Below are 17044 nucleotides of genomic sequence, written 5' to 3' on the forward strand. Positions count from 1 at the left end.
AACGCGCAGGGACCGCGAAAGGATCAGGCGGCGGCGAGGAGTTCGTCGCTCGACGCCGGGCGGACGCCCAGCCGGTCGAGCAGCGCCAACACCGCATCCCACCACTGCCAGAAGGCGGCGAGATCGGCGGCGTCGCGGACATAGGGGGTGTGGCCGGGCACGAGGCTGGGCGAGTGATAGGCGAAGTTGAGGACGCGCACCCCCTCCCCCACCGCGACGCGCACCGCCTCCAGTGCGTCGGCCAGCGGCATGTCCTCGGGCGTCAGCGCGACGCGGTGGAGGAGCCCGAGGCGGGCGAGCAGGCCCCGTCCGCGCGGAATCCGGCCGGCGGCGCGATAGAGCGGCTGACCGCCGCGGCGCAGGCGGCCGGTGAAGACGGTGGTCAGCGGCAGTTCGAGGATCGCCCCGTCGGGGCCGGTGCGGAAGGCGTGGTTGCCGATCGCGCGATAGTCCGGTCCGCCCTGCGCGCCGTAATCGTAGCGCGCGCGCATCGAGCTATCGAGGGCGTAGCCGCGCGCCGCCAGCAGCCGCAGCGTGTTGGGGCCGAGGCCGTAGCGGCCGGCACGATAGACGACGGGCGCGGTGCCGGTGATCGCGGTCAGCGCGGCGGTCAGGCGGTCGAGCTTGGCGGCTTCGAGCGCGGGCGGCAGGTTGCCGGCAAAGCTGCTGCGCGGCGACAGCGCCTCGTCGAACGGCGGGTTGACCCATGGGTGGAGCTGCGCGCCGATGGTGGCGCGGCCGTGCGCGGCGACGTGGCGCAACGCGTCGATCGCGGCGGGATCGGTCGCGACCGGATAGTCGACCAGATAGCAGCTCTCCACCCCCATCGCCGCCATGCGGGCGTGCGCGGCGGGCAGCGCGGCGACGGTGTCGACGCTCCAGCCGTCATGGCGGAAGGGCGCGCGCCAGTCGAACTCCTCCTCGGTATCGACGAACACGGTGAAGCGGGTGCCGAAGCCGTCGCGCCAGACGACCGGCCGGCCGTCGGCGGGCCGGAACGGACTCACCGGCTGAGCGCCTGCCCGACTTCGGCCTCCGCCGCGGGCAGGCGCAGCGTCAGCGTGGCGGAACCGAAGACGAGCGTGCCGCCCAGTTCGCTGGCGAGGTTGCGTGCGAGGCGCAGCGCGAAGCCGGTGCCGAGCAGCGACTGGTCCTGTTCGTCGTCGTCGACGTCGAACACGCTGTCGCCGGGCCATGCGTCGAGCGCCTGCGGCCGGTCGAGCACGATCGCGACATGGCCGTCGCCCTCCAGCCCCATGCGGACATAGATCGACTCCTCGGCCTCGCCCGCCGACACCAGCGTCGCGAGCAGGCGGGCGAGCAGCCGTTCGACCGCGCGGCGATCGCCGGTGACCGACAGGTCGGTCGGCTCGATCTCCAGCAACGTGCCGCGCAGCGCGCAGAGCGAGGCGAGGTCGCCGGCGATGACGTCGAACACCGGGCGCAACGCCACGCTGTCGGCGCGCAGGTCGAGCGCGTCGCCGTCGATCCGCGCGGCGAGGTCGAGATCGTCGATCACCGCCACCAGTTCGCGCGAATGGTCGAGGATCGCGCCGGCGCGGTCGCGATAGACCGGCGGCACGGGGCCGAGCAGCTGCGCCTCGATCATCTCGGCGAAACCGGCGATGGCACCGGCGGGCGTGCGCAGTTCGTGGACCAGCTGGCGCAGCTGGGCGACGCCGGCGTCGCGATGGGGCGCAGGCTCGGCGCGTTCGTCACGGCGCGGGCGGCGGCCGGTGCCGCGATAGCCGGTGAAGCGGCCGGTGGCGTGGTCGAAGGCGGGGACGCCCGACACGCACCATTCGCCGGCCGCATCGCTGTCGCCGCCGATGACCAGTCGCGCGTCGCGGAACGGGCTGCGCTGGCGCAGCGCACCGGCGGCGATCCCGTCGAACCGGGCATGGCCGGGCGCGGCACCGAAATCGAGCGACAGCCCGATCAGCGGCGCGCGGCTGACCCCGTCGACCCAGCGCAGGATGCCGGTCGCGTCGGTTTCGAAGCGGAAGCTGTCATGGCGCGCGAGCGGGGGCGGCGGGGCAACGTCCTGCGTCCGTTCGAACGCCTCGATCCGGGCCATGACATCGGTGATGCTGAACGGGCCGGCGGGGTCGGCGGGTTCGGGTTCGTCGTTCGCCGCGGGAGCGTCCGCCAAAGGGGTATCGGCAACAGGCGTCACCCCGGCGAAGGCTGGGGTCTCTGTGGGGCTGGCGTCGTTCGCCTGCTGCGAGAGACCCCAGCCTTCGCTGGGGTGACGGTCCTGGTCGGGTTCGGTCGTTGCGAGCGTCGTGTCGGGATCGATGAACGTGGACGCGGGCTCGGCCGTCTCTTCAACGTCGCCCGACCCACCATCCACTTGCGTCACCCCGGCGAAGGCCGGGGTCTCGACCGGGCCGGCGTTGTCGGCGGGCGCGGCGTCCACGCTCTCGCGATCGTCGCCGAGCACGAGGTCGGTGCTGCCGAAGCTGTCGAGCGCGCGCTGGACGGCGGGGTCGATGTCGCGCCGGTTGCGCACGACGCCGCGCGCGGCGGGGGTGAGGCGCGGGAGCAGCGCCAGCCATTCGCCGGCCGACAGCGTGGCGCTGCGCAGGACGGGCAACGCCGCCTCGATCACGTCGGTCGCGATCAGGTCGACCAGCACGGCGGGCGGGCGGGCATATTCGAGGTCGCGGGCGCTGGCGACGCGCACGGTGCGCGGCACACCGTCGCGCAGGTCGTGGAGCAGGGCGATGGCGCGCGGATCGGGGAGCGCACGGCCGCGACCGATCAGGTCGACCAGCTGGCGCCACGCCGACGCGCGTGCCCCCTCCCCCGTCAAATCGGAGGCGAGAACCGTTTCGAGGGTATCGTCGAAGCGCACTGCTCACCCGCCTGGTCGCCACGCACATCCGTGGTCCGCCCGATCCTTAACGTGCCGCACCGCAATACGGAACTGCCCATTTTCGGCACGTCGCAATGTGGGACAATTGCGCTTCCGCGTAATTTTATAATGCTGTAGGCAACGGTTTCATTCGTACCCAATCACGGACCCCGACCCATGGCTTTCGATCGTATCGACCGGCAAATCCTTGCGCTGTTGCAGGAGGACGGGCGAATGACGAACGTCGAACTGGCCGAACGCGTCGGGCTGACCGCGCCGCCGTGCCTGCGCCGGGTGCGCGCGCTGGAGGAAGCGGGGGCGATCCGCGGCTATCATGCGACGCTGGACCCGCGGCTGCTGGGCTTCACCATCACGGTGTTCGCGCTGGTCAGCCTGAAGAGCCAGGCGGGCAGCGACCTGGCGGCGTTCGAGGCGCATGTCGCGACGATCCCCGAAGTGCGCGAATGTCATATGCTGAACGGCGAGATCGATTTCATCCTGAAGATCGTCGCGGCGGACCTGGAGACGTTCCAGTCGATGCTGACGACGCAGCTTATCACCGCGCCGAACGTCGCGAGCGTCAAGACGTCGCCGACGGTACGGACGTCGAAGGCGCTGCCGGGGATACCGGTGGTTACGGGCGAGTGAGGTTTGCTTTCCGGAGTGCCGTTCGGGTCGGGGTGGTCGAGAGCGGGGGCCCGAACGGCGGGTTCTCGACGGGCGCTTCTCGACAGGCTCGAAGCTGCTCGAACCGAACGGGATTAGAAGCGGAGTTCTACTGAGCCAAACCGTTCGTGCTGAGTAGGGGCTGAGCGTAGTCGAAGACCCGTATCGAAGCACTTGGCGCCACGGTCCTTCGATACGCCGCTTCGACAAGCTCAGCGGCTACTCAGGACGAACGGTAAAGTTCCTACCATTCCCGTCCCCTATCTCCTCCCCGTTCGGTTCGAGCAGCTTCGAGCTTGTCGAGAAGCGTCCGTCGAGAACGCCTGCCCAGCGGAACCCCGTTCTCGATACGATGAAGCAGGCCGGATTGTCCCCCGGACAATCCTGAACATGCCGGGGACATGTTCACCTGCTTCATCTCGACTTCGCTCGATCGCTACTCGAACCGAACGGATCTGGGTATATTCAGTCGCTCTGGCGTTTGACGCATCCGTTTGGAAACGTCATCCCAGCGAAGGCTGTGGTCTCCATCGGCGCCTGCTGCGCGCTACCACCGGGAGATCCCAGCCTTCGCTGGGATGACGCCCGTTTCAACAGGGATGGATCAAACTCTAAACCAGAACGGCCCGGACAGTCGCCTGTCCGGGCCGCTTCATTTCACACCGACCGCGATCAGTTGTTGCCGACCGCCGGGGTCGAGGCGGTGACGCGGGGGTTGTCGACGTAGAAGGTCCAGAAGCTGGCGATCTCTGCGCGCGGGCCGGTGGTGACCTTGGCGAAGGCCGCCTTGGCTTCGGCCGACTGGCCGGCACGGGCATGGGCGATGCCGATGCGGGTGTTGGCTTCGTCGGCGTCGATGCCGCCCTTCTGCAGCGCGAGGTTGAACAGCTCGACCGCCTTGGCATTGTTGCCGGTCGCCAGATAGACGTTGCCCGCGGCCAGCGCGGCACGGCCGTTTGCGCCGGCCTTGGCGCGCGTTTCGAGCGCGGCGACCGAACCGTCGTTCTTGATCTGGGTCTGGGCGGTGGTCTTCAGCTGGTTGAAGACGCTGGCCGAGGCCGGAATCTTGCCGGCGGCGCGGCCTTCGTCGATCACCGCGACCGTCTCATAGGGCAGGCCGATGTCCTGCGTCGTCTGGACATAGTCGCGATAGTCGTTCTGGTCAGCGAGCGACTTGGTGTCGCGCATCAGGCGCAGCACGTCGACGCGGGCCTGGTTGCCCAGCGTCGCGCCCTTGTTGTCGGCGCGGTCGCGGAACAGCGCCAGCACGGTGCGCCAGTTCGCCTGCGTCGGATATTCGGCCAGCTTGCGGCGCGCCCACTGACCCGCCTCGACCGGACGGTTCGACCGGTAGAGCTGCGAGATGGCGACGTCGTACCAGTTGGCCGGAACCGGCTGGCCCGATGCCTTGCGCGCGGCCATGACCTTGTCGAGGCTGGCGAGGCCCTGATCGACCTGACCCTTCTGGATCGCGATGCTGGCGAGGCGCAGTTCGAGGTCCGGCTCGGCATAGCCCGCCTGCTTGGCACGTTCGAAATTCTGCACCGCGACGTCGGTCTGCTTGGTGTCGAGCGCGAGGACGCCGCGGTTATAGTACAGGCCGCCGCGCTCCTCGGGCTTCAGCTTGGGGCTGGCGAGCAGCTCGTCGATCGCGGCGGCGAGCGCCGGACGGTCGTTCTTCGCCTGCGCGGCCGAGACCTTCAGCTGGGCGAGGAAATAGGCTTCATCCTGATTGCCGGCGGTGGCCGCAGCCTGCATCGCGGCGATCTGCTGATCGGCGGTGGCGAAGTCCTTCGCCTTGATCGCGGCGTCGGCGGCGAGCGCGGCGGTGCGGAACGCCTCGCCGACCTGAATCTGCGGGGCGGCGGGGGCCGCCTCCTCCTTCTTCTTGCGCTGGGCATCGGCCGGCGGGGTGACGACCAGGGTTGCACCCAGGCCGAGCATGGCGGCGAGGGCAGCCTTGGAAACGAACGTCATGCCGTGATCTCTCCCGAAAACTGGTGCTGGACTGAGCGCCCGGCAGGCGCGGCCCATCTAGGTCGAACGTCGCGGCCACACAAGCGCACGCGCGTAACGTTGCGTTGCCCGACGGCGGGTGAACGCGCGTTGAACGCATCGGCTCCCTCCCTTTGACGGGTTCCGCGCGGGGCGATAGGCGGGCGCGATGATCGCGATCCTGTCCCCCGCCAAGACGCTCGACTATGACAGCGCCCTGCCCGACCTGCGCGCCAGCACACCCCGGTTTCCCGACGAGACCGGGCAAATCGCGCGCGGGGCCGCGCGGCTGGGGGCGGCGAAGCTCGGCAGCCTGATGCGGATCTCGCCCAAGCTGGCGCAGCTTAATGCGCAGCGGTATCGCGATTTCGCCGACGCGCCCGAGCGGCCGGCGCTGTGGGCGTTCGCGGGCGACGTCTATGCCGGGTTCGAGGTGAAGTCGCTGGAGGCTCCCGCGTTCGACTTTGCGCAGGCGCATGTCCGCATCCTGTCCGGGCTGTACGGGCTGCTCAGGCCGCTGGATGCGATCCGGCCCTACCGGCTGGAGATGGGCACGCGCTGGGCACCGGGGCGGGCGAAGGACCTCTACGCCTTCTGGAACGGGCGGATCGCCGCACTGTTGGCGGCGGACGTGGCGGCGAGCGGGTCGGACGTGGTGCTGAACCTTGCCAGCCAGGAATACTGGCACGCGGTGGCAGGCAGGCTGCCGGACGGCGTGCGGGTGATCGAGGTAGATTTCCGCGAGGACGGGCCGGAAGGGCCGCGCTTCGTCGGCTTCCATGCGAAGCGGGCGCGCGGCATGATGGCGCGGTGGATGTGCGAACACCGCGTGACCGAAGTGGACGCGATGCGGGGGTTCGACAGCGACGGCTATCGGTTCGTCGGGGCGGACGGGGATCGGTGGACGTTCGTTCGGTAGAGGAAGATTTGGTTCACGCGGAGGCGCGGAGGCGCGGAGGAGTTGCGTCCGCGCTCACCCTCCTGCCGCGCCAGCGGCCTTGTCGCTCGCTGCAACCGAGGAAGCCGTCTCCCGTTCGCGGACCGTCAGCGCCGGACGAAACTCCTCCGCGTCTCCGCGCCTCCGCGTGAACCCCTGTTTCTTCTTCCTGCCGACGTTCACGAAAACAGCGCGGCCAGCGCGGCGATCACCGACGATCCGGCGAGCGGGCCGATGAACATCACCAGCAGGAACAGGCCGATGCTGCCGAGCATCACGCGTTCCTGCGGCCGGGTCAGGCGCGCGGGCGGGCGCGGCGGTTCGTAGCCGTCGGGGGGCGGCGGCCACGCGCCGGAATCAAGGAACATCGCGGCCCCTGCGGTCCCGCGGCGTGCGGGCGGCGACGGCGATCGCGGCGCTCGACAACAGGATCGCCGATACCAGCGCGCCGATCGAGAGCAGGCCGGCGGGCGTAACGCCGACTTCTGCCTTCACGCGCAGCCTGCGACCGGCGCGCAGCGTCAGCGCGGCTTGCTGCACGGCGGGCGGATGGGCAGGATCGCGGGGCATGACGCGGAAACGCCGGAGCGGCGGAGAAGGCTCCGGCGGAAACGGCGCCCCCGCTTGCGTGGCGGGGGCGCTCCTCTCCTACCCTCAAGCCAGTTCGCGCGTCCTAGGCGCGGCGGCGCGGACGCCGGCGTCGACCGCATCGGCGAACTGCGCGAAATTGGCGTTGAACAGGTCGACCAGCTTTGCGGCGGTGCGGTCATAGGCGGCACCGTCGGCCCAGGTGCTGCGCGGGTCGAGGATCGCGGCATCGACGCCCGGCACCGACACCGGCACCTCGAACCCGAAATTGGGATCGGTGCGGAATTCTCCGTCGGACAGCGACCCGTCCAACGCGGCGGCGAGCAGCGCGCGCGTCGCCTTGATCGGCATGCGGCGCCCCTCGCCATACTGGCCGCCGGTCCAGCCGGTGTTGACCAGCCAGCAATCGACATTACCCTTCGCGATCCGCTCTTTCAGCAGGTTGCCGTAGACCGAGGGGTGGCGCGGCATGAACGGCGCGCCGAAACAGGTCGAGAAGACCGGCTCGGGCTCGGTCACGCCGATCTCGGTCCCCGCGACCTTCGACGTGTAGCCCGACAGGAAATGATACATCGCCTGATCGGGGGTCAGCCGCGCGATCGGCGGCAGGATGCCGAACGCGTCGGCGGTCAGCATCACCACGTTGCTGGGGGTCGGCCCCATATTGTCGGCCGACGCATTGGGAATGAACTCGATCGGATAGGCGGCGCGCGAATTCTCGGCGATGCTCGGATCGTCGAGATCGAGCGCACGGGTGTCGGCGTCCATCACCACGTTTTCGAGAACGGTGCCGAAGCGCCTGGTCGTCGCGAAGATTTCCGGTTCGGCCTCGGCCGACAGGCGGATCATCTTGGCATAGCAGCCGCCTTCGAAATTGAAGACCGCGGTGTCGGACCAGCCATGTTCGTCGTCGCCGATCAGCGTGCGGCTGGCATCGGCCGACAGCGTCGTCTTGCCGGTGCCCGACAGCCCGAAGAACACGGCGGTATCGCCGTTCGGCCCGATATTGGCCGAACAGTGCATCGGCATCGTGCCGGTTTCGGGCAGCAGGAAGTTCAGCAGTCCGAACACTGACTTCTTCATCTCGCCGGCATATTGCGTGCCGCCGATCAGGATCAGCTTCTCGGTCAGGCTGACGGCGATCACGGTTTCGCTGCGGCAGCCGTGGCGTGTCGGATCGGCGTGGAAATTGGGCAGGTCGATGATCGTGAAGTCGGGAACGAAGCCCGCCAGATCGCCATCCCCCGGCCGGACCAGCATCGTGCGGATGAACAGGTTGTGCCATGCCAGCGTGTTGATGACGCGCACCTTCACCCGGTGTTCGGGCTGCGACCCGCCGAACAAGTCCTGCACGAACAGCGTCGGTTCGTTGACCAGCTCGGCGAGGAAATCCGCCTTGAGCGTCGCGAAATGCTCCGGGGTCATCGCCCGGTTGGTCTTCCCCCACCACACCGTATCCTCGGTCACGGCATCGCGGACCATGAACTTGTCCTGCGGGCTGCGGCCGGTGTGGCGACCGGTGGTGACGACCAGCGGGCCGTCCTTCGCCAGACGCCCCTCGCCGCGCGCGACCGCCGCCTCGACCAGCTGCGGCGTGCGCAGGTTCCAGTGGACGTCGGCATGGGTTTCGATCCCCATTGCCGACAGGCCATGTTCGGGCGTCACGATCGCCATGCTGTGTTCTCCCTCGGGTCTCGACTCGCGAACGGTAGTCCCGTCCCGCGATTTCCCGTTGCTGTAAGCGCGACGAGGCAGTCCGTCAAACACGTTAAACAACAATATCATCGGCACGTTTTGCGGGCGCGCCCAATGGGTTAGCGAACGAATTATATGATATATATGAGACGAGGGATGCGCTCGTTACCCTTCCCGTCGCCCCGGTCCTGATCCGGAATGACCGTCGGGCGGAGGTTCAGCCCAAAGAATGAATGTCCCCCACGCCCGGGCGCAGGGCATTGAGCGGGACGCCCCTTTCCCGTAACCGTCGGACGTGATGCACACGGATTTCCGCCCATGACCGCCACGATCGCGCTGGTCGACGACGACCGCAACATCCTGACCTCCGTCTCGATCGCGTTGCAGACCGAGGGGTTCGTGACGCGGGTCTATTCGGACGGCGAGGTCGCGTTGAAGGCCTTTGCCGAGAACCCGCCCGACCTGGCCGTGCTCGACATCAAGATGCCGCGCATGGACGGGCTCGAACTGCTGCGCCGCCTGCGCGAGCGGAGCCGGTTGCCGGTGATCTTCCTGACCAGCAAGGACGACGAGCTGGACGAGGCGCTGGGGCTGGCGATGGGCGCCGACGACTATATCGCCAAGCCGTTCTCGCAACGGCTGCTGATCGCGCGCATCCGCGCCATCCTGCGCCGGGCCGAACCGGCGCAGGCGGGCGAGCCCGGTGGCAGCGAAGCCGCGGCCCAGGCGGTGCTGGAGCGCGGGCGGCTGGCGATGGACCCGGCGCGGCACAAGGTGACGTGGAACGGCGAGAACGTCGTGCTGACCGTCACCGAGTTCCTGATCCTCGAGACGCTGGCCAGCCGCCCGGGCATCGTCAAGACGCGCAACCAGTTGATGGACGCCGCCTATCAGGACGACATCTATGTCGACGACCGGACGATCGACAGCCATATCAAGCGGTTGCGGCGGAAATTCCGGCAGGTCGACCGCGAATTCGACGCGATCGAGACGCTGTATGGCGCAGGGTATCGGTTCGCGGACGAATAGGTCTATGTTTCCAGAATCCAACCGTTCGTGCTGAGTAGGGGCTGAGCTTGTCGAAGACCCGTATCGAAGCACTTGCCGCCGGACAGTCCTTCGATACGCCCTTTCGACAAGCTCAATGGCTACTCAGGACGAACGGATGTTGCGCGCCGGAAGGGCCCAGCGCTGATGCCTGCCCCTGAACTCCCCGACGACGCGCCGCCCGCGGACGAAGGCGCGCTGTCGCTGCGCTGGTCCGGCCGCGTGTCGCTGACGCCGCGCATCCTGTTCGTGAACATCTTCGCGCTGGCGCTGCTGGCGGGCGGGTTCTTCTATCTCGACAGCTATCGCGCGCGGATCGTCGACGGGCGGGTGGCGCAGGCGGAGCGCGAGGTGCGGCTGATCGCCGAGGCGCTGTCGCTGATGCCGCCCGACGACCGCACCGACGAAATGGTCAATTTCGCGCGCAAGTCGGGGCTGCGGTTGCGCATCTACGACCGGCGCGGGCGGCTGGTCGCCGACAGCCGGGCGCTGGGGGTACGCAATTTCCAGCTGGTCGATCCCGACAAGGACGGATGGCAACAGGATGCCGCCCGCGCGCTGGACGCCGGGATCGACACGGTGGTCGGCAACGAACGCGACCCGCTGTACCGCGAACGCGCGCCGGGGCGCGGCCTGCGCTGGCCCGACGTGGTGACGGTGCGCACCACCGGCGGCACCGCGGCCAGCGTGTGGCGCGCGCCCGACCGGACGCCGGTGGTCACCGCCGCCGCGCCGCTGCCCGAGGACCGGGTGCTGATGGCGACGGTCAACGCCCGCGACATCACGCAGACGGTGCGGACCGAGCGCGCGCGCCTCAGCCTCGTCCTCGGCGTCGCGGTGCTGCTGTCGGTGCTGCTGTCGCTGTTCCTTGCGCGCACCATCGTGCGGCCGATGCGGATGCTGGCGCGCGCCGCGATCCGGGTGCGGCTGGGCCGCGACCGCGAAGTCGTGGTGCCGCGCCTGCCCAGCCGCCGCGACGAGATCGGGATGCTGGCGCGCGCGCTGTCGGACATGACCGGCGCGCTGCGCAGCCGGATCGACGCGACCGAGGCATTCGCCGCCGACGTCACGCACGAACTGAAGAACCCGCTGGCGTCGCTGCGATCGGCGGTCGACGGCCTCGGCGCGGTGCAGGACCCGGACCTGCGCGCGCAGTTGCTGGCGATCGTGCAGGACGATGTCCACCGGCTCGACCGGCTTATCACCGACATTTCCGACGCGTCGCGGCTCGATGCGCAGCTGGCGCGGGCGAAGTTCGAGGCCGTCGACCTGGGCGCGCTGATCGCCGCGCTGGTCGACTATCGCACCGATCGCGGGATCGCCCGGGACGTCACGCTGACGTTCGACCATGACGAGGTGCTGGTGGTCCATGGCGAGGGGGCGCGGCTGGAACGGGTGTTCGCCAACCTGATCGACAACGCCGTCTCGTTCTCGCCACCCGGCGGCACGGTGCGGATCGCCGGGACCAACGACGGCGACCTGGTCGAGGTCGAGGTGGTCGACGACGGCCCCGGCGTGCCCCCCGAACAGCGCGAGGCGGTGTTCCGTCGCTTCCATTCGGTGCGGCCGGGCGACGAGGCGTTCGGACGGCATTCGGGCCTTGGCCTTGCCATCGCCCGGACCATCGTCGAAGGGCATGGCGGTATGATCGCCGCCGAATCACGCAGGGACCACCGCGAAGGCGCGCGCTTCGTCGTGCAGCTGCCGGTGGCCGGCGCGTGAGCGCGATCCATGCGTGCTGCGTCGCGATCGACGGGCGCGGCGTGCTGATCGCCGGGCCGTCCGGATCGGGCAAGTCGGACCTGACGCTGCGGCTGATCGACGACGGGGCGATGCTGGTCAGCGACGACTATACGATCGTCGCGGCCCGTGACGGCACGCTCCACGCGACGCCGCCCGACAACATCGCCGGGCGGATCGAGGTGCGCGGGATCGGCATCGTCGAGCGTCCGTTCAGCCGCGACGTTCCCGTGGCGCTGTGGGTCGAGGCGGGAACACCCGGGCGGATGCCCGAGCCGGCCACGCACTCGATCGCGGGCATCGCCCTGCCCGCCTATACGCTGTCGCTGCTCGAGGCATCGGCGCCGGCGCGAATCCGCCTCATGCTCGACGGGATCGCACGATAATGCAGCACGCCCATATCCTGCTCGTCACCGGCATGTCCGGCGCGGGCAAGTCGACGGTGCTCAAGACGCTGGAGGACAGCGGCTGGGACATCGTCGACAACCTGCCGCTGCGCCTGCTCGGCCAGTTGATCGCCGCGACCCCCGCCGATGCCGAACGGCCGCTCGCGGTGGGCATCGGCACGCGCACCCGCGACTTCGACGCCGAACAGATCGTCGCGGCGATCCGCGCCCGGCCCGATTTCGGGGTCAGCGTGCTGTTCCTCGACAGCAGCCAGGCCGAGCTGGAGCGCCGCTACAACGAGACGCGGCGGCGCCATCCGCTGGCGCTCGACCGGACCGCCGCCGACGGGATCGAGAGCGAGCGCGAGGTGCTGGAGCCGCTGCGCGCCTTCGCCAACCGGCTGCTAGACACCACCAATTTCTCGCGCGCCGACCTGGCGCAATGGACGCGCGACACCTTCGCCGAACCGGGCAGCAGCGAGCCGGTGCTGTCGGTGCTGTCGTTCGGGTTCGCGCGCGGCGTGCCGCGCAACGCCGATATCGTGCTCGACATGCGGTTCCTGCGCAATCCGCACTGGGACCCGGTGCTGCGCCCGGGCACCGGCCTCGACGCCGACGTCGCCGCCTATGTCCGGGCGGATCCCGCCTACGACGCGGCGATCGCATCGTTCGAGACGATGCTGCTGACGCTGCTGCCCCGCTATCAGGCGGAGGGCAAATCCTATGTCACCATCGCGTTCGGCTGTACCGGCGGGCGCCACCGCTCGGTCCATGTCGCGGAGCGGATGGGGGCATGGTTGCGCGGGAACGGATTTTCGCCCACGATACACCATCGCGACCTCGGCTCCGCGCCGCAGGATTCGCTCGAAGGCGCACGGCAGGCGCCATGACGGATGTGGGAACGACGACGAACATGATCGGCTTGGTATTGGTGACGCACGGCCGTCTTGCCGAGGAGTTCGTCGTGGCGATGGAGCATGTCGTGGGTCCGCAGGAGCGGATCGAGACGGTGTGCATCGGCCCCGAGGACGATATGGAGGAACGCCGCGCCGACATCGCCAAGGCGATCGCCGCGGTCGATACCGGACAGGGCGTGATCGTGCTGACCGACCTGTTCGGCGGCACGCCCAGCAACCTCGCCATCTCGCTGATGGAGACCGGCCGGGTGGAGGTCATCGCGGGCATCAACCTGCCGATGCTGATCCGGCTGGGCGGCGCGCGCAAGGCGATGAAGGTCGCCGAGGCGGTGGCCGCCGCGCGCGAGGCGGGGCGCAAATATATCTCGGTCGCGTCCGAAGTGCTGGGCGAGGCGGCGGCATGACCGTCACGCGCACCGTCCAGATCACCAACCGCCGCGGGCTGCATGCGCGCGCCTCGGCCAAGTTCGTGACGATGGCCGCCGGGCAGCCGATCGAGGTGAACGTCGAAAAGGACGGATCGCGCGTCACCGGCACGTCGATCATGGGACTGATGATGCTGGGCGCCGCGAAGGGCGACCATATCACGATCAGCGCGTCGGGCGATGGCGCGGAAGCGGTGGTGGGGCAGCTGTGCCAGCTGGTCGAGGATCGGTTCGGCGAGGATTGAAGGGGGGAGGCGACCGTGGGCTTTCTGGACACGGCCTTTCCCGTCACAAATTTTTAGGGGTGGCCGCACTCCCCGCCCGGCCATAGGCCCGAAGCCATGACCCTGCCGAGCAAAGCGGCCCTCGACGCCCTGACCGAAAAGGAAAAGCAGACGCTGCGGCTGATCGTGCGCGGGCATGATGCGAAGTCGGTGGCGGTGACGCTGGGGCTGTCGGTACACACGATCAACGAACGGTTGCGCGATGCGCGGCGCAAGCTGGCGGTGTCGAGCAGTCGCGAGGCGGCGCGACTGCTGCTGGATGCAGAGGCCCCCGAAAATTCGGGGGACACAAGGTTCGGGGACGACGCGGGCCGCGCGGCGAACGATCAGGAACGGGCGCCGGTGACCGGCGCGGCACCGGCACGTCGCCGTTTGCCCGTTCTGATCGGAGTGATGCTCATGACCTTCGCCCTCGGCCTGCTCGCGCTGACCCTGCTGCCCGCTACGGTACAGGCCCCGCCCCCGCCGACGACCGCCCCGGCTACCCCCGCTGCGGAAGCGGCGCGCCGGTTTCTGGAACTGGTCGATGCCGGGCGCTGGACCGACAGCTATGCCCGGTTCGGCACGGCGTTCCGCAAGCTGAACAGCGAACAGGTCTGGACCGAGGTGTCGCAGCGCGTGCGTCCGCCGCTGGGCGCGGTCGTGTCGCGCACCTTGCTGGGGCAGGAGAACATCCCCGTCCCGCCCGCCGGCGTCGAAATGCTAAAGTTCCGCACCCGCTTCGCGACCGGCGGCGAGAAGGTGGAGACGGTGACGCTGGATCAGGAAGGCGGCGACTGGAAGGTCGTCGGGGTGACGATCGAGTAGCATCCGGTCCGGACGTCGCCCGCCATACCCCCCGCGAAGGCGGCGGTATGGCGGGGCGGCTGGGGGCGCCGATCGCCGGTCACCCCCGCAGCCGGCGTTCCTCCTCCACCATGTAATCGCGGGTCAGCGGCAGGGTCAGGCGGTTGCGGCTGAGCTGGACTTGGTAGTTGACCATGCCGCCATGGCGGAACGCCGCGGCGGCGCCCGCGAGGTAGAAGGTCCACATGCGGTAGAAGGGTTCGTCGTACAGCGCGACGATCTGGTCCTTCGCCGCCACCGTCCGCTCATACCACCGGTCGATGGTCAGCGCGTAATGGACGCGCAGCACCTCGATATCGGTCGCGATCAGCTTGGTGCCTTCATAGCCGCGCACGATCTCCGACAGCGCCGGGTTGTAGCCGCCGGGGAAGATGTATTTCGTCGTGAAGGTGTCGGTGACGCCGGGCACGCCCATCCGGCCGATGGTGTGCAGCAGCATCACACCGTCGTCGCTCAACAATTCCCGGCATTTGCGGAAGAACGCGCCGTAATGCGCCGGCCCGACATGTTCGAACATGCCGACCGACACGATCCGGTCGAACCGGCCGGTGACGTGGCGATAGTCGATCAGTTCGAACTTCACCTTGTCGGACACGCCGGCTTCCTCCGCGCGGCGGCGGGCGACCTTGATCTGTTCCTCGGACAGGGTGACGCCCAGCACCTCGGCACCGGTCTTTTCGTGCAGGTACAGCGCCATGCCGCCCCAGCCGCAGCCGATGTCGAGCACCCGCATGCCGGGCTTCAGCGCGAGCTTGGCGGCGATATGCGCCTTCTTGTCCGCCTGAGCCTGTTCGAGGGCGCCCGCGGGATCGGTGAAATAGGCGCAGCTATATTGCAGGTCGGTGTCGAGGAAGAGCGCGTAGAGCCGGTCGGACAGGTCGTAGTGATGCGCGACGTTGCGCTTCGACCGGCGGGCCATGTTGACGCGGTCGATGCGGTGGCGGATCGCGTCGAACAGGCGGATCGGCAGCGAAGGCCGGAGCGAACTGCCCCGCCCCCATGGCGTATTGCCGGTCAGCAGCTCGACGAGGTCGCGGATGTCGCCCCGGTCGATCACGAGCTCGCCGTCCATGAACGCCTCCGCCGCGCCCAGCGCCGGATGGCGGACGATGCGACCCGCGACGCCGGCCTTGGTGAAGCGGATCGCGACGTCGCGAAAGGCGGGGTCGGGGGTGCCGAAAGTGACGGTCCGGCCATCGGCATGGGTCAGGGTTAGCGTACCGCGGCGGACGGTACGCGCGAGAAACGTGTCGATCAGAGCCATGGCCCGGTCCGATACGGACGGATTGTGGCAAGTGATGGGCGGGTGGCACGCAATCCTGTCCTTGCCGGGGAGGATTGCACGGACGCGATGATCCGCTACACCCCCGGCCCATGCTCTCCCGCCTGCGCGATCGCCCGTGGACCACCGCCCTGCTGATCGCGTGCGTGGCGCAGTTGCTCTTTACCTGGGGGCTCGGCCGGCCGGGGAAGCTGTCGTTCGACGAGGTGCATTACGTGCCCGCCGCGCGGACGCTGCTGGCGCTGGCCTATCCGGTCAATACCGAACATCCGCTGGTGGCGAAGGCGTTCATCGCGGCGGGCATCGCGCTGTTCGGCGACAATCCGTGGGGCTGGCGGATCATGGGGACGCTGGCCGGGACCGCGACGGTGCTGGGGGTGTTCGCGTGCCTGCAATTGCTGTTCCGGCGGACGCATGTGTCGGCGTTCGGCGCGGCGCTGGCGGTGCTCAACCAGACGTTGCTGGTCGAGGCGCGCACCGCGATGCTGGAAGTGTATCTGGGCGCGTTCGTCACATTGGGCATCGCCGCGCTGTTGTGGTCGATGCGCGGTCGCCCGGCGCTGCGCCTGACGCTGTCGGCGGTGCTGTTCGGGCTGGCGGTCGGGGTGAAATGGGCGGCGGTGCCCTATGTCGCGGGCGCGGGGCTGCTGCTGGTGTGGGGCAAGAGCGACGGACGCGACTACTGGCCGGGGCTGGCGCTGTTCCCGGCGCTGGCGCTGTTCGGGTGCGTCAGCATCGCGACCTATTTCGCGACCTTCGCCCCCGCCTTCTTCTATGCGCAGGACCCGCTGACGCTGGCGCGGCTGGTCCCGTTCCAGCGCGAGATGTACGAGCGGCAGACGCAGATCCTTGCAGCCCACCCCTATCAGTCGAGCTGGTGGAGCTGGCCGCTGCTGGTGCGGCCGATCTGGTATTTCTACGAACCCGACCATGGTGTGCAGCGCGGGGTGCTGCTGCTGGGCAATCCGGCGATCATGTGGGGCGGGCTGGTCGCGGTATGGGCGTGCCTGTGGGCGGGGCTGCGGCGACGGGTGCCGGCACTGACCGGCATCGCGTTGCTGTGGATCGGATCGCTGGCGGTGTGGGCGGTGATCCCCAAGTCGCTGGGATTCTATTATTACTATCATCTGTCGAGCCTGTGGCTGTGCATGGCGCTGGCCGGGGCGTTCCACGCATGGGGCCGCGGGCGGCTGGCGCGGGCGGACGAGGGGTTCGCGTTGGTCGCGCTGCTGCTGTTCGTATATTTCTACCCGATCATCTCCGCCGCGCCGCTGGACGGGCCGCAGGCGTTCAATCGGTGGATGTGGTTCGATAGCTGGCGGTAGAAGGATTCGGGTTCACGCGAAGGCGCGAAGACGCGGAGAAGAGCAGGATTTTCG

The 17044-nt window shown here is 68.9% G+C and carries 17 protein-coding genes; 10 read left to right on the top strand and 7 right to left on the bottom strand.

The features are described from left to right. Nucleotides 1-23 precede the first annotated feature (23 nt). Both QLH51_RS02905 and QLH51_RS02910 read right to left on the bottom strand, forming a co-directional pair. Entirely contained in the window at nucleotides 24-1007 is a 984-nt protein-coding gene (locus QLH51_RS02905; protein ID WP_125654550.1) for a polysaccharide deacetylase family protein, read from the bottom strand. Beyond that, on the bottom strand, nucleotides 1004-2857 hold the full coding sequence (locus QLH51_RS02910; RefSeq protein ID WP_125654548.1) for a sensor histidine kinase: 1854 nt from the start codon (nucleotides 2855-2857) through the stop codon (nucleotides 1004-1006). The genes QLH51_RS02905 and QLH51_RS02910 overlap by 4 nt, the downstream gene beginning before the upstream one ends. A gap of 177 nt (nucleotides 2858-3034) precedes the next feature. On the opposite strand from QLH51_RS02910, the gene QLH51_RS02915 reads away from it, so the two are divergent. Beyond that, nucleotides 3035-3505 (top strand): Lrp/AsnC family transcriptional regulator, encoded by a 471-nt coding sequence (locus tag QLH51_RS02915; RefSeq protein WP_125654546.1) that lies wholly within the window; start codon nucleotides 3035-3037, stop codon nucleotides 3503-3505. 690 nt (nucleotides 3506-4195) lie between these two features. Here the strand turns inward: QLH51_RS02915 and QLH51_RS02920 are convergent. Then, nucleotides 4196-5500: a tetratricopeptide repeat protein gene (locus QLH51_RS02920; protein ID WP_125654544.1), complete on the bottom strand. Its 1305-nt coding sequence runs from the start codon at nucleotides 5498-5500 to the stop codon at nucleotides 4196-4198. A 187-nt stretch (nucleotides 5501-5687) separates the two neighbouring features. Here QLH51_RS02920 and QLH51_RS02925 point away from each other — a divergent pair, with 187 nt between their 5' ends. Then, on the top strand, nucleotides 5688-6437 hold the full coding sequence (locus tag QLH51_RS02925; protein WP_125654542.1) for a YaaA family protein: 750 nt from the start codon (nucleotides 5688-5690) through the stop codon (nucleotides 6435-6437). 197 nt (nucleotides 6438-6634) lie between these two features. On the opposite strand, the gene QLH51_RS02930 is transcribed toward QLH51_RS02925, so the two are convergent. The 3 genes from QLH51_RS02930 to QLH51_RS02940 form a co-directional block, all read right to left on the bottom strand. Continuing rightward, nucleotides 6635-6823, bottom strand: a complete 189-nt coding sequence (locus tag QLH51_RS02930; RefSeq protein WP_125654540.1) for a hypothetical protein — start codon at nucleotides 6821-6823, stop codon at nucleotides 6635-6637. After that, nucleotides 6813-6995 carry a hypothetical protein gene (locus tag QLH51_RS02935; RefSeq protein WP_164516053.1) on the bottom strand — a complete coding sequence of 61 codons (183 nt, stop codon included), beginning with the start codon at nucleotides 6993-6995 and terminating at the stop codon, nucleotides 6813-6815. Before QLH51_RS02935 ends, QLH51_RS02930 begins: the two co-directional genes overlap by 11 nt. 114 nt (nucleotides 6996-7109) lie before the next feature. Next, on the bottom strand, nucleotides 7110-8717 hold the full coding sequence (locus QLH51_RS02940) for a phosphoenolpyruvate carboxykinase (RefSeq protein WP_125654536.1): 1608 nt from the start codon (nucleotides 8715-8717) through the stop codon (nucleotides 7110-7112). 339 nt (nucleotides 8718-9056) lie between these two features. Here QLH51_RS02940 and QLH51_RS02945 point away from each other — a divergent pair, with 339 nt between their 5' ends. The 7 genes from QLH51_RS02945 (at nucleotide 9057) to QLH51_RS02975 (ending at nucleotide 14344) form a co-directional block, all read left to right on the top strand. Continuing rightward, the gene (locus tag QLH51_RS02945) at nucleotides 9057-9767 is read left to right on the top strand and encodes a response regulator transcription factor (protein ID WP_125654534.1); all 711 of its coding nucleotides are present in this window, start codon (nucleotides 9057-9059) and stop codon (nucleotides 9765-9767) included. Between the two features lie 165 nt (nucleotides 9768-9932). Further along, nucleotides 9933-11507, top strand: a complete 1575-nt coding sequence (locus QLH51_RS02950; protein ID WP_125654532.1) for a sensor histidine kinase — start codon at nucleotides 9933-9935, stop codon at nucleotides 11505-11507. Beyond that, nucleotides 11504-11911 (top strand): HPr kinase/phosphorylase, encoded by a 408-nt coding sequence (locus QLH51_RS02955; protein ID WP_125654530.1) that lies wholly within the window; start codon nucleotides 11504-11506, stop codon nucleotides 11909-11911. Before QLH51_RS02950 ends, QLH51_RS02955 begins: the two co-directional genes overlap by 4 nt. Beyond that, a complete protein-coding gene (gene rapZ / locus QLH51_RS02960; RefSeq protein WP_125654528.1) occupies nucleotides 11911-12801 on the top strand; it encodes an RNase adapter RapZ in 891 nt (296 codons plus the stop codon). Before QLH51_RS02955 ends, rapZ begins: the two co-directional genes overlap by 1 nt. A 23-nt stretch (nucleotides 12802-12824) precedes the next feature. Beyond that, nucleotides 12825-13232 carry a PTS sugar transporter subunit IIA gene (locus tag QLH51_RS02965; RefSeq protein WP_125654693.1) on the top strand — a complete coding sequence of 136 codons (408 nt, stop codon included), beginning with the start codon at nucleotides 12825-12827 and terminating at the stop codon, nucleotides 13230-13232. Next, nucleotides 13229-13498, top strand: a complete 270-nt coding sequence (locus tag QLH51_RS02970; RefSeq protein WP_125654526.1) for an HPr family phosphocarrier protein — start codon at nucleotides 13229-13231, stop codon at nucleotides 13496-13498. The genes QLH51_RS02965 and QLH51_RS02970 overlap by 4 nt, the downstream gene beginning before the upstream one ends. Nucleotides 13499-13594: 96 nt before the next feature. Next, entirely contained in the window at nucleotides 13595-14344 is a 750-nt protein-coding gene (locus QLH51_RS02975; protein WP_125654524.1) for a helix-turn-helix domain-containing protein, read from the top strand. Between the two features lie 79 nt (nucleotides 14345-14423). On the opposite strand, the gene QLH51_RS02980 is transcribed toward QLH51_RS02975, so the two are convergent. Continuing rightward, nucleotides 14424-15647 (bottom strand): SAM-dependent methyltransferase, encoded by a 1224-nt coding sequence (locus tag QLH51_RS02980; RefSeq protein ID WP_125654522.1) that lies wholly within the window; start codon nucleotides 15645-15647, stop codon nucleotides 14424-14426. A gap of 110 nt (nucleotides 15648-15757) precedes the next feature. Between QLH51_RS02980 and QLH51_RS02985 the strand changes: the two genes are divergently transcribed. Beyond that, nucleotides 15758-16990, top strand: coding sequence for a glycosyltransferase family 39 protein (locus QLH51_RS02985; RefSeq protein WP_125654520.1), 1233 nt, complete (start codon nucleotides 15758-15760; stop codon nucleotides 16988-16990). Nucleotides 16991-17044: the final 54 nt, after the last annotated feature.

The sequence above is a fragment of the Sphingomonas sp. 2R-10 genome, assembly GCF_030062225.1.
In the GTDB taxonomy this organism is placed as follows: domain Bacteria; phylum Pseudomonadota; class Alphaproteobacteria; order Sphingomonadales; family Sphingomonadaceae; genus Sphingomonas.